At 40.8% G+C, this 13,382-nt stretch carries 11 protein-coding genes; 3 read left to right on the plus strand and 8 right to left on the minus strand.

The window, feature by feature from the left end; translation table 11 throughout:
- Positions 1-49: 49 nt before the first annotated feature.
- Together ACLTWA_RS16715 and gdhA are read right to left on the minus strand one after the other, a co-directional pair.
- Positions 50-937: a DUF3881 family protein gene (locus ACLTWA_RS16715; protein WP_412329025.1), complete on the minus strand. Its 888-nt coding sequence runs from the start codon at positions 935-937 to the stop codon at positions 50-52.
- A gap of 141 nt (positions 938-1,078) precedes the next feature.
- On the minus strand, positions 1,079-2,413 hold the full coding sequence (gdhA, locus tag ACLTWA_RS16720) for an NADP-specific glutamate dehydrogenase (protein WP_412329026.1): 1,335 nt from the start codon (positions 2,411-2,413) through the stop codon (positions 1,079-1,081).
- A 1,139-nt stretch (positions 2,414-3,552) separates the two neighbouring features.
- Between gdhA and nudC the strand changes: the two genes are divergently transcribed.
- Positions 3,553-4,395 carry an NAD(+) diphosphatase gene (gene nudC / locus ACLTWA_RS16725; protein ID WP_412329027.1) on the plus strand — a complete coding sequence of 281 codons (843 nt, stop codon included), beginning with the start codon at positions 3,553-3,555 and terminating at the stop codon, positions 4,393-4,395.
- An 84-nt stretch (positions 4,396-4,479) separates the two neighbouring features.
- Here the strand turns inward: nudC and ACLTWA_RS16730 are convergent, their stop codons facing one another.
- Together ACLTWA_RS16730 and adhE are read right to left on the minus strand one after the other, a co-directional pair.
- Entirely contained in the window at positions 4,480-5,100 is a 621-nt protein-coding gene (locus ACLTWA_RS16730; protein WP_412329028.1) for a DUF3267 domain-containing protein, read from the minus strand.
- Positions 5,101-5,249: 149 nt separating this feature from the next.
- Complete coding sequence (gene adhE, locus ACLTWA_RS16735; protein ID WP_412329029.1) at positions 5,250-7,865, minus strand: bifunctional acetaldehyde-CoA/alcohol dehydrogenase; 2,616 nt, start codon at positions 7,863-7,865, stop codon at positions 5,250-5,252.
- Positions 7,866-8,370: 505 nt separating this feature from the next.
- Here adhE and coaW point away from each other — a divergent pair.
- Complete coding sequence (gene coaW, locus ACLTWA_RS16740) at positions 8,371-9,213, plus strand: type II pantothenate kinase (RefSeq protein ID WP_412329030.1); 843 nt, start codon at positions 8,371-8,373, stop codon at positions 9,211-9,213.
- Positions 9,214-9,215: 2 nt separating this feature from the next.
- Here the strand turns inward: coaW and ACLTWA_RS16745 are convergent, their stop codons facing one another.
- The 4 genes from ACLTWA_RS16745 to ACLTWA_RS16760 all read right to left on the minus strand — a co-directional run bounded on the left by ACLTWA_RS16745 (position 9,216) and on the right by ACLTWA_RS16760 (position 12,039).
- Positions 9,216-9,611 carry a pyridoxamine 5'-phosphate oxidase family protein gene (locus ACLTWA_RS16745; protein ID WP_412329031.1) on the minus strand — a complete coding sequence of 132 codons (396 nt, stop codon included), beginning with the start codon at positions 9,609-9,611 and terminating at the stop codon, positions 9,216-9,218.
- A gap of 173 nt (positions 9,612-9,784) precedes the next feature.
- Positions 9,785-10,291 carry a DUF4446 family protein gene (locus ACLTWA_RS16750; protein ID WP_412329032.1) on the minus strand — a complete coding sequence of 169 codons (507 nt, stop codon included), beginning with the start codon at positions 10,289-10,291 and terminating at the stop codon, positions 9,785-9,787.
- A 24-nt stretch (positions 10,292-10,315) separates the two neighbouring features.
- Positions 10,316-11,266 carry a ParB/RepB/Spo0J family partition protein gene (locus ACLTWA_RS16755; protein WP_412329033.1) on the minus strand — a complete coding sequence of 317 codons (951 nt, stop codon included), beginning with the start codon at positions 11,264-11,266 and terminating at the stop codon, positions 10,316-10,318.
- Positions 11,267-11,268: 2 nt separating this feature from the next.
- Complete coding sequence (locus ACLTWA_RS16760; RefSeq protein WP_412329034.1) at positions 11,269-12,039, minus strand: ParA family protein; 771 nt, start codon at positions 12,037-12,039, stop codon at positions 11,269-11,271.
- A gap of 229 nt (positions 12,040-12,268) precedes the next feature.
- Here ACLTWA_RS16760 and ACLTWA_RS16765 point away from each other — a divergent pair, with 229 nt between their 5' ends.
- Positions 12,269-13,219: an alpha/beta fold hydrolase gene (locus tag ACLTWA_RS16765; protein ID WP_412329035.1), complete on the plus strand. Its 951-nt coding sequence runs from the start codon at positions 12,269-12,271 to the stop codon at positions 13,217-13,219.
- Positions 13,220-13,382: the final 163 nt, after the last annotated feature.

A 13,382-nucleotide genomic window follows, 5' to 3' on the forward strand; every position in this document is an offset into this window, starting at 1 on the left:
AATATTTATTATATTCACAATTGGCCTTTTCGTCAAGCGATAACTTTCATTATTCCGCTTTCTCTTTAAAATTCACCACTCCCTGCATCCAGATCTGGCCTTTAAACCTGCGCCCTACCTCCGGAGTTCCTACTAAATCTTTCTTGGCAATTCCTACATGAAAGATTAAGTCACTGCATTCTATGGTGAAATCATATACTTCTTCCTCTGTAATCGTATTCTTCTTTTCGTCGATCTTTATGATCTCTCCGATGATGGAATACTGGTCACATTCCACACCGCATGGCATGAAACAGGAGTCAATAATGGAATATAAATCTTCCTTCATGGCTCTTCTGGAGGCCTGGGAATATAAATCAATATCTTCAATGGTCAGAGTTTCCATAGCATCCTCGTCACCGTTTTTCGCGGCTTCCAGCAATGTGTTACGGTCTTTTGCCGCCACCCTGGCTTTTTCTCTCTGTTTTTCTGATTTCTGTATGGGGAGAAGGATCTTTCCGCTTATGGACAGGCCGGAAAGACATGCATCCCTGGTGTCCATGGAGTGATGATCTATCATCCGTTCCCTGCATTCAAAAGAATTGTCTATATAAAAGATCAGGGAAATTCCCACCTTATATTCATCTAAAAGACCGGCATATGTTTCCCGCTCCGTATGACGCTGTATGGTGCAAGGTACATCCGATGTCATATCATTGGTTTTTAAATAAGGATAATAATAGCTTCTTCGAAATTTTCCATCCCGATCCATCTCTCCAAAGATGGCGATTCCCATCCCTGGTGCCACTTCCTTACGAAGCTCACAAAGATTGGATTCCTCATCGATCTGAATCCGCTTTAGCCCGGATAAATCTTCACAGATCTGGTCCAACAGTTTTTCTATGTCCCTGTCCTTCTGGTAAAGACTGAAACCGATGGTTCTCAGGAATTTGTGCATAGAATCATCACCTGCTTTCTGTTTTACTAAGATAAATTTCAGGAAAACAATAAGGCGAAGAACACTCCGCCTCAAGTCTTATCGCTTATTATATACCAAAATCAGTAACAATGCCAGTAAAATTTTTGTATGAAGCCTGTATTATACAATTCCCTGGGCAATCATGGCATCAACGACCTTTTCAAAGCCTGCAATGTTTGCTCCTGCCACATAATTTCCGCTTACACCATAGCGCTCTGCTGCATCGGAAGCCTTTTTGTAAATATTTACCATGATTCCATGAAGTTTTTCATCCACTTCTTCAAAGGTCCAGGAAAGTCTCTGGCTGTTCTGGGACATCTCAAGTGCAGATGTTGCCACGCCGCCTGCATTGGCTGCTTTCCCTGGCATAAAGAGCATTCCGCTTTCCAGGAAGAAATCAGTGGCTTCTCTGGTAGATGGCATATTTGCTCCCTCTGCAACCGCAAAACATCCATTTGCTTTCAAAGCCCTGGCATCCTCAATGTTTAATTCGTTCTGCGTCGCACACGGAAGGGCGATGTCGCAGGGAATGGTCCAAATTCCCTTTCCTTCGGTATAAACAGCAGTTTTTACCATATCCGCATATTCACTAATGCGTCCTCTTCGGACCTCCTTGATCTCCTTGACCACATCAAGCCGGATTCCAGCCTTGTCATAAACATATCCGCAGGAATCACTTAATGCAACAACGGTTGCACCAAGCTGCTGTGCTTTCTCTGCTGCATAGATGGCAACGTTGCCGGAACCGGAGATGACCACGTTCTTACCAGCCAGCTCTTTTCCGTTTGCTTTCAGCATCTCATCAAGAATATAGACCAGTCCGTATCCGGTAGCCTGGGTGCGTACCAGAGAGCCGCCGTAATTAAGTCCTTTTCCGGTAAGGACTCCTTCATATAAACCGGTCAATCGCTTATACTGTCCATAGAGAAAACCAATTTCTCTGGCCCCTACCCCGATGTCTCCGGCAGGAACATCCTGGTCTGCACCGATATATTTGGATAACTCGGTCATAAAGCTCTGGCAGAATGCCATAACCTCACGGTCGGATTTTCCTTTTGGATCAAAGTTTGAACCGCCTTTGCCGCCGCCGATGGGAAGACCGGTCAAAGAGTTTTTAAATACCTGTTCAAAGCCTAAGAACTTTAATATGCCCTGATTTACCGATGGATGAAGGCGCAGTCCTCCCTTGTAAGGCCCGATGGCACTGTTAAACTGTACCCGATACCCTTTGTTGACCTGTACATTCCCCTGATCATCGACCCACGGCACACGGAAGGAGATGATTCTCTCCGGCTCTACAAGGCGCTCCAAAAGCCCGATCTTGCGGTAATGTGCTTCATTAGCATCAATAACAAGTTTCAGGGAATCAAGCACCTCTTTCACGGCCTGATGGAATTCTGCTTCTCCCGGGTTCTGTGTTACAACTCTTTCATAGACTTCATCCACGTACGACATAATTTTCTTTCCTCCTTGGATTATAATGCATTTTAACGGCTTAATAAAATTAAGTTTCCAAAAAAAGGCAAAGAAGGGCCAGAACTCGCGATGTTCCGGCCCCTTTGCCTGGTCACTACTTGTAGGAAATTATACCAAGTTAATTTAATAAAGTCAACAATGGGTTTTGCTTAATATTATTAATTCTATTTTTTCTTTTTGTTCAGAGCTACCATCTTTTCCTGATTTTATCTAAAGAATCAACGTCTTTCCATTTAACTATTCATATAGTTTCTCAATCACCAGATTTTTCTATTCCCCTAAAAAAAACAAGTTCTTCCAAAAACTCCGGCCTGCCATCAATATCCTTCTTCAGTACCTTAAATATAGCTGATTAAATGACTTAAACATCAATCACCTGCATGTGATGACATTGCCTGTAACAGCGTTGCTTGTCCTACACTCAACGCACCTGCATTCTCACAGTCTATTCTCTCCGCTCCATAAAAGTTTATTACGCTAAGCAATAATATATTTCCTGCAACAAATGCCACCATAAGATACCAAGCCATCCCTATTTTCAAAAGCCCACCTTTTCTTTCTGAATTTTCATTTCATACCTCCTTTTTCCCTTTGTTTCTTTATTTCCTATCTATTTTTATCCGCCTGTATTTTATATTGATTTCTATTTTTAATGATATATAGAAAGCTGGCTTCATACTGGTTATTTTTCATATGAATTAAGTAACCAATATTTTTAAATAAATCTCATACTGCTTTATCCCCTTAATAATTTGTTTCCATGGCTTATAAAACCAATTGTAAGCCATAACTTAACCACAAGTTTTCAATCAGTTTTTCCTATGGTAACCTTCTAATAGATTTTCAGACTTTATAAAAGGAGTAAATCACTATGAAAAATGGACAAACCATAAAAACCAAATCAGAGACGGAATCCACTCCCAGGTTTTAGACAAAAAATCTTTCACTGGCCGGTATTTTAAATGATCTGTTCATAAATTTCTGACCGAAAGGTAAAAATGTTATATTTTCTCTATTTCCCCTGGTACGCTTGACAGAAAAGGCTTTCCAACTTAAAATAGTTTCAATGCAGAAAACAGATTAAATTGAAAATACAAATTAAAAAGAAGGACTTTTTTATGATACAGGACATTTTTCCACATGTATTTCATAATGAATTTGAAATAAAAACTCCCGGAAGCGACAGTTATTTTTTTTACTTTCTGGATGGAAGCCTTATGCTTTGCAGGCACAACACGAAACTTATTCCTCAGTTTGAAGACCTTGGTTCACTCAGTCCGGAAGCCATGTCCCACTGTGATTTTCTCTTCTCCATTGATGAGATGGACTTCTATTTGATAGACGAGTCCTGTATCAAGCTGGAAGAAACAGACACTCTGAAATTCTATAAGACCGGTGTCATAAGGGAATTAAAACCCATGTGGGTCTCTTTTGCAGCGGTATCCGCCCAACAGCTTCACCGCTTCTATACCTCCAACCGTTTTTGCGGCTGCTGCGGCTCTCCCACGATGAAAAGCAAAAAAGAGCGGGCTGCTGTCTGCACCAGCTGCGGCAACACCATTTACCCTAAGATCTGTCCGGCCGTCATCGTTGCTGTTACACATGAAGGAAAGCTGCTTTTGACCAAATATGCAGGCCGGGAATATACCCGTTATGCCCTGATCGCCGGTTATACCGAGTTTGGTGAGACTCTGGAAGATACGGTAAACCGGGAAGTCATGGAGGAAGTAGGACTCCGGGTAAAAAATCTCCGTTACTATAAAAACCAGCCGTGGGGCTTCAGTGATTCCATTTTAGTTGGATATTGGGCAGAACTGGATGGTTCTCCACAGATTCACTTAGATGAAACAGAGTTATCCACAGCCGTCTGGATGGCTCCGGAAGATATCCCCGACGATTTCACCAATATAAGCCTGACACACGAAATGATTCTTCTTTTTAAAGAAGGGAAAATGAAATAATACAAAAAAAGCAGAATGCGCCTTGTAAGCAGATACCCGCTTCATCAAGACGCATTCTTTTCGTTACTTATAAATTTGCTTCACTTATGACAGCCCCTTATAAAAGGAAGCATATCCGTTGGATACCACCTTACCCTTTCGTGGAACCTGAACGGCCACAAGAATCATATTCAGCAGATCCACACATGCCCCTCCGGCATTCAGTACACTTAAAAAAATCATATACCGGCTCCACAGCCCGGCTGTCCACATCAGTAATGGAAATACAAAGGACAGGATCAAAAGCGGCATGACAGACACCAGAAGAAACCGTTCCCTGGATAACACCTCTTCCGAATACACAAATCCAAACATTCCGTTGAATCCCCAATAGGTCTTCCGTGACTGCCATACCTTTGGTATGAAAACAGCATGAATGGCTTCATGCACCAGGGTATACGCCATAATTCCAGCCAGATACAATAAGATTTTCAGATCTACCGTAACTTGTAATAGAATGCCATTTCCATTAGAAAAGCCAAACATCGACGGATCAAGGAAATAGCACCAGAGTCCGTTTAAGACCATCAGTACGACGGACAATGGCAGGGACACCCCCATTGCCGCTCCTATTGATTTTGGCTCTTTCAGCCTTTGAAAACCATTTGATAATAACTCCCGGGTTCTGGCCTGATCTTCTTTTGGGATTTTTTTGATATATTTCATTGAACTTCCCCTTTAGCAATTAATGATAGTTTTAATATAACCTTTATGGTTTATATTCTTGCAAATTTTCAGAAGAATATCTACATTTGTATTTTAACATAAAAAGACCGCCTGCGGTTGCAGAACGGCCTTTTTTTTTCTAACTCACCTTATTTTCCATAATAAGCCTTTAAATACATCTCCTTGATTTCACTGAACAGAGGATATCTTGGGTTTGCACCGGTACACTGGTCATCGAATGCATTTTCAACCATTTCATCAAGGGTATCTAAGAAGTATTTCTCATCGACACCATAATCCTTAATCGTAGCCTTGATACCCACTGCTTTTTTCAGTTCCTCCACCTTAACAAGGAATTTTTTAAATACCTCAGCATCATCCTTGCCTTCTACCCCGCAGAACCGTGCGCATTCCGCATATCTTGCCAGTGTATGCGGATACTGGTACTGAGAGAAGGTTCCCATCTTAGCCGGTGCCTCGGAAGCGTTAAATTCCATTACCAGGTTGATCAAAAGAGCATTTGCTATTCCGTGGGGAATGTGATGGTATGCACCTAATTTATGCGCCATGGAATGGCAAACTCCTAAAAATGCATTGTTAAAGGCCATACCTGCCATACAGGAAGCGTCCGCCATCTTGCATCTTGCTTCCACATTGGTACCGTCATTATAAGCGGCAGGCAGATACTCAAATACATTCTTCATGGCCTTTAATGCAAGACCATCCGTGTAGTCAGAAGCCATAATCGAAGCATAAGCCTCTAATGCATGAGTCAGAACATCAACACCGGAAGCGCTTGTTAAGCCCTTTGGCTGACTCATCATGTTGTCTGCATCCACAATGGACATATTCGGCATGAGCTGATAGTCTGCAAGCGGATATTTTACGCCTGTTTCCTGATCTGTAATAACCGCAAAGGAAGTCACCTCGGAGCCGGTACCGGAAGAGGTTGGAATTGCTACAAAGTAAGCCTTTTCTCCCATTTTCGGAAAGGTGTAGACTCGCTTTCTGATATCCATAAACCGCATAGCCATATCCTGGAAATCAACTTCCGGATGCTCATACATCACCCACATGATCTTGCCAGCATCCATTGCAGAACCACCGCCCAGTGCAATGATGGTATCCGGCTGGAATGCTCTCATAGCAGCTGCGCCGGCCTGTGCATTGGCCAGAGTCGGGTCAGGCTGAACATCTGAAAATACGGTATAAACAATGCCCATCTCGTCTAATTTATCTGTGATCGGCTTGGTGTAGCCATTTCTGTAAAGGAAGGAGTCTGTAACAACAAATGCTCTCTTTTTGTCATAGACATCCTTTAATTCACTCAATGCTACTGGCATACAGCCTTTTTTAAAGTAAACCTTTTCCGGATTTCTGAACCAAAGCATGTTCTCTCTCCTCTCAGCAACGGTCTTAATATTGAGCAGATGTTTCACGCCAACGTTTTCGGAAACAGAGTTTCCGCCCCAGGATCCGCAGCCCAGAGTCAGGGATGGCTGTAATTTAAAGTTATAAAGATCACCGATGCCGCCATGAGAAGATGGTGTATTGATCAGGATCCGGCAGGTCTTCATCGCCGCCGCATGCTTTGCCATCTTTTCCTTTTCATTTACATTTATATACAGGGAAGCGGTGTGGCCGTAGCCGCCGTCAGCAACAAGCTGTTCTGCCTTTTCAATGGCTTCGTCAAAGGTTTTTGCCTTATACATTGCAAGAACCGGAGAAAGCTTCTCATGGGCAAATTCTTCTTCGATATGAACGTTTTCCACTTCACCGATGAGAATCTTTGTGGATTCCGGAACATCGACTCCTGCAAGCTTTGCAATGGTATGAGCCTTCTGCCCTACGATCTTTGCATTCAGAGCACCGTTTATAATAATGGTCTTACGAACCTTATCAAGCTCTTCCCCCTTTAAGAAATAGCAGCCCCGGACGGTAAATTCCTTCTTAACTGCATCATAAACCTTATCAAGAACGGTAACAGACTGCTCAGAAGCACAGATCATACCATTATCAAATGTTTTGGAATGAATGATAGAGTTCACTGCCATCTTAACATCAGCCGTATCGTCAATGATCACCGGAGTGTTGCCTGCCCCAACGCCCAGTGCCGGTTTTCCGGAAGAATAAGCCGCTTTTACCATTCCCGGACCACCGGTTGCCAGAATAATATCCGCACTCTTCATGACCTCATTGGTCAGCTCCAGGGAAGGAACGTCGATCCAGCCGATGATCCCCTCTGGTGCACCGGCCTTCACAGCCGCATCAAGAACTACTTTTGCTGCCGCAATGGTGGAATTCTTCGCACGTGGATGGGGAGAAATAATAATGGCATTTCTGGTTTTCAGGCTGATAAGTGTCTTAAAAATCGCAGTGGAGGTCGGGTTTGTGGTCGGAATAACTGCAGCCACCAGACCAATTGGCTCTGCGATCTTTTTGATGCCGTAGGCTTTATCTTCTTCAATAACACCGCAGGTTCTGGTATCCTTGTAAGCGTTGTAAATATATTCAGCCGCATAGTTGTTCTTAATAACCTTATCTTCTACAACACCCATGCAAGTTTCTTCCACAGCCATTTTTGCCAATGGAATTCTTAATTTATTCGCAGCGCTTGCTGCTTCATAAAAAATCTTATCCACCTGTTCCTGTGTAAAGGTAGCATATACCCTCTGAGCTGCCCGCATGGCTTCCATCTTTGCAATCAGGGATTCTACACTATCAATGTGTTCAGGGATTCTTACCTGCTCTTCTTTCTTTGCCATCTTGAATTTCCTCCAATTTTATGTGCGTATAAAGGGTTTACCAAGTTCGATAATTTTTTAACGATCTATCATATTTTTATTATATGCTATTGTTATTTTTTTGTCAATATATTTTTTTTAATATTTTTCTTTCCTGAAAATCATTCCGGCTATATCCTTATCAATATTTTTTTACTTAATATCGAGGTAGGAATAACATAAACTTCTCAAACAAATAAAGGAGGAAATGTACGCAGGATAATGTATGATATCAAATACAAGGCGGATACTTCAGACTTCCCCAACGAAAAGCCCTAAAACAAACGAATTCTCCGGATCTATCCAGTTTCTATGGACGTATTTAAAAACTTGGCAATCCGTACCATGTATGTTATAGTTAGCCCTGGAACCATACTATTCTTTACAGACTTTAAAAATCATGGGGAATTGTTTTTAAAATCCGTATTTTTATTGACAGGTTCTGTTAATGGACGGTTTCAAAGAAAGATAAGGGGATTTAAGAAATATGAAAATTACGATTGGCATAGACCTTGGAGGCAGTACGACTAAAATTGTAGGATTCCAGGATCATAAATTAAAAATACCAACCTTTGTAAAGGCCGATAACCCCATCGCCTCTCTTTTTGGAGCGCTGGGAAAATTCATTTATGATAATGACCTCCAATTGAATGAAATTGAAAAAATTATGCTTACAGGTGTGGGAAGTGCTTATGTAGAACAGCCCTTGTACGGCATTCCTACCTTTAAAGTAGATGAATTTATCTCCAATGGGCTGGGAGGACAATATTTTACAGGACTAAAGGACTTGATTGTAGTAAGTATGGGAACCGGAACTTCCCTTGTGCAGGTAAACGGTGACAAGATCATTCACACCGGCGGCATCGGCATCGGAGGAGGGACTATCGTCGGCCTGTCCAGTCTCTTATTAAAGACCCAGGATATTTCCCAGATCATGGAGCTGGCGAGCAAAGGAAATTTATGCAACATTGACCTGCAGATTCATGATATTTCAAAAAATGCCCTGCCCGGTCTTCCGCTTACTGCCACAGCTTCAAACTTTGGTAAGGTGCGGAACCTGGTTTCCGAAGAAGACATTGCCATCGGAATCATCCACATGGTACTCCAGGTCATTGGAAAATCAGCGATTTTGTCTTCTTTAAACAGCAATATCAATGATTTCGTTATGACAGGCAATCTGGTTAAATTTCCTCAGTGCAAGGAGATTTTCCAATCCCTGGAATCTATGTTTGATGTTCATTTCATAATACCGGAACAGGCAGAATACAGCACTGCTATCGGTGCTGCGCTGACAGAAGAACGCCACATGCAAATGAAACAGGTGTTATGATTTTAAAATTCAATCACATTTTGCTCGCCGGTAAGAGTATTTATGGTGGCTTTTGCATTTTGTAAATATAAGACTTCCATTATATTATCGTCAACCGAATACATTTTGCTTAAAGCTCCCGGATACTCTTCCATCATGGCGACTCTGGCTTCTCTTCTATGGTCCGGAACCACTTCACCTTCCAATCGAATAAATGTCCCCTTGCTCATTCCACTGATTTCAATTTTAGGATTTTTTAACATCTGCTGATAGACTGGCTTTTTATTATTTGTAATAATATAAAGCTTTTCTTCAAATGCACATACAGCTCCAAATGGCCTGACTCTTGGCTGATCTCCGTCTATGGTTGCAAGATAAAATGTTCCGCATTCCTTTAAATACTTTAATACTTCTTCCATGTTAAAACTCCTTTTTCTTATACCCTTTGTTCAAGGTATTCATTCTATAAATAATATTAGCGATGGTTATTATGATTTAACTTTATGGAACTTATTATATCACTCCCAGGTATTTTTTCAAGAAAATAATCCAGGCAGAAAATAAACAGGCGCAGCTCATGCCGCACCTGTCTTTATGAATGGTAGCCCAAAGCCTGTTCCAAAGCATCTTTTTCTTCACTTCCAAGCAAGACTTCAGTTTCTCCCCGGTCTACCTCTTTGATGTATACATAACAGCCTTCCCTGCTATGAACAGAGTTTAATACAAATCCGGAATTGGTATAATCAAGCAACGCCATAGCAAAGCTCAAATTACCACCCATTCCTTTAAACGCATTATATTTTACAAGCCCAAACTTTTGAAGGGCGCTTCTGTAATTTTTATTGGTGTTTCGTAGAGAATCTTTATTGGCCCTGTCTTCTGCCTTAAGTTCTGCGATGTCTTCCATCTGACTCATAATTATATCTTCCAGGGTCTCTGCATCTTTTCCCCTCATAAAATAGTCGTATCTGCGGTAAAGCTTTCTCATTTGAATCAGACAAATGATTACAACAATCATAAGTATAATGGTAAGTGCAGCCAATCCAATAATTAAATAAGCAGGATCCATTGGCAGCTGACTCAATACACTGTTATCCATTCTTTCGTCCTCACTTCCATATTGTTACCTTATGGATTCTATTAACTCTACTATTCTTTCCAATTCCGCCTCAGAATAATACTCTATCTCAACTCTTCCTTTATTTTTATCCTTCCGGTTGATGCTGACCTTTGTACCCATGGCAGTTTTCATACGATCTTCCAATTCACGGAAAATAAAAGCCAGGCTTTCATCCTCTTCTTTCTTTTCCTTTGGTTCCTTCTTTTTTGATAAGGATTTAACCAGTTTCTCCACCTCACGAACACTCAGGCTTTCTGCTACAATTTTCCCTGCGAGCTGAAATTGAAGTTCCTGATCTTCTACAGACAAAAGTGCTCTGGCATGACCGCCTGTGATCTGATTCTTGATCAGCATATCCTGAACCCGTTCGTCAAGTTTTAACAATCGCATGCTGTTGGTGATTGTAACACGGTTTTTGGCTACACGTGCTGCAATCTCTTCCTGTTTTAAGTTGAATTCATGCATCAACCGCTGATAAGCCTTTGCTTCTTCAATAGGATTTAAATCTTCTCTTTGAACATTTTCAATAAGTGCAATTTCCATGGATTGCTGCTTTGTATATTCCCGTATGACTACTGGAACCTCTTTCAGACCTGCAAGTTTTGCTGCTCTCCATCTTCGTTCTCCTGCTATGATCTCATAGTATTCTCCCTTTTTTTGCACCAAAAGAGGCTGGAGAACGCCATATTCCTTCATGGATTCCGCCAGTTCAAGAAGAGCTTCTTCGCCAAATTCCATTCTAGGCTGGTCACGATTTGGCTCAATCGAAGACAGTTTCAAAAACAGTTCTTTTCCTGCCTCTGAGTTCTGCACCTCTTCCTGTTTTTCCTCTGCATGATTCACGGCATCCTGTTTTTGTTGATTTTTTAACTCCTGATCTTCAGCCGCTGACTCCATTACCTCATCTCCAAAAATTGCTCCAAGTCCTTTTCCTAAACCTGTTCTCTTTGCCATATCTAGATATCTTCTCCTCTGCTTATTACTTCGGCCGCCAGTAACCGGTAGCTTTCTGCTCCTGCTGATCTGGAATCGTACAAATTAATCGGCATTCCATGGCTGGGAGCCTCTGCCAGTCTGACATTTCTGGGTATAATGGTTTTATAGATATTCTGGTTTAAATTATTCTTTACACTTTCCACAACTTCCAATGAAAGATTTGTCCTTGCGTCGTACATGGTAAAGACAACCCCCTCCATTTCCAAGGAAGGATTGAGTTTCTTTTTCACCAAACTTACGGTTTTCAGTACCTGGCTTAACCCTTCCAACGCATAATATTCACATTGAATTGGCACTAAAACGGTATTGGCGGCTGTTAATGCATTGATTGTTAAAAGATTTAATGACGGTGGACAATCTATGATGATAAAATCATAGTTTTTCTTAATTTTTTCAAGATATGTTTTAAGGAGAATTTCTTTGTTTTGAATTTCCAATAACTCAATTTCTGCTCCTGCCAAATCTACATTTGACGGAAGCAAATCCAAATTTTCCTGGACATTGGCAATCAAACACTCTTCAATTTCACACTCTCCTACCAGCAGATCATAGATTGTTCGCTCCACGTTGCTTTTTTCAATTCCAAGCCCGCTGGTTTCGTTTCCCTGTGGGTCAAAATCCACAGCTAATACCCGTTGTCCTGATTCCGCAAGACAAGCAGATAGATTAATTGCAGTAGTCGTTTTACCGACTCCGCCTTTCTGGTTTGCTATCGCAATGATTCTTCCCATTATTTATTTTCTCCTGTTACAACATCCGGAAATTGCAGTTCAAACTAGAGTATAGCATATTTTATTTTTTTTCTCTATGGTTTCCTGTAAAAAAAATACATAAATTATAAAAAATGTTTCACGTGAAACATTTTTCCAACTTTAAGAATAAATTAATATGTTTTCCGTTGTAAGTCCATATTGATTATATTATAATAGGAAAAGATCAATCTACTTTAGGAGGGAAATAATGAAAACAAAGAACAAATTACTGACTCTTCTCATTCTGTCCGCCAGCGCAGCTGCTGCTACTGCTGTCCTTAATAAATGCATTAAGCTATCAGCAACCTCCAAGAACTTACTAGCCGACACGAAAGCTCAATGTTACAAATGGCGCTTTGGCAATATTCATTATACAAAAACCGGAACCGGAAAGCCACTTTTACTGATTCATGATTTAGCTGCACATGCCAGCGGATACGAATGGAATCAGATGATAAACTTATTAAAAGATCATTACACAGTCTATGCCATCGACCTTTTGGGATGCGGCCGCTCCGAAAAGCCTGATCTCACTTATACCAACTATCTATACGTTCAGATGATTTCAGATTTTATTAAGTCCGAAATTGGCCATCGGACCAATGTCATTGCTTCTGGAGCATCATCTGCTCTGGCTGTTATGGCATGCAACAATGCCCCAGAACTGTTTGACCAACTCATGCTTATCAACCCGGACAGTCTTCTTACATGCAGTCAGATTCCTAATAAACATGGAAAATTCTATAAGTTTATTTTAGACTTGCCGGTTATTGGCACTTTGCTGTATCATATAGCTACCAGTAAAAAGGCAATTAGAGAAGAATTTACCAAAGACTATTTCTCCAATCCTTATTCTGTAAAAGCATCACTTATTGATGCCTATTATGAATCCGCCCACCTGGGAGATTCTCCAAAATCTCTTTATGCCAGTGTAAAATGTAATTATACAAAGTGTAATATTGCAAATGCTCTAAAAAAGATTAACAATAGCATCTATATTGTAGGGGGCCGTGATATTGAAAATATTGAAGATATGATTCTTGAATATCAGAGATACAATCCAGCAATTGAGAGTTCTTATCTCTCCCATTCCAAGCATCTTCCTCAATTGGAAAATCCTTCCGAGTTATTGCATACCATTCAAATGTTCTTTGTTTAAACCGATCAGACCATTCCAATTTATAGTTGGCTCGTATGGTTGAATTTGGATGCAGGTTATGCAATAATTAATTTAATATTTCTCAATAAGTTTATGAGCAGATTCTCTTATGGGAATGCTCATAAATTTTTTTGATTAAAACTTATATATAATTTATAGAAAC

Source organism: Lacrimispora sp., from assembly GCF_046972725.1.
Taxonomy (GTDB): domain Bacteria; phylum Bacillota; class Clostridia; order Lachnospirales; family Lachnospiraceae; genus Lacrimispora.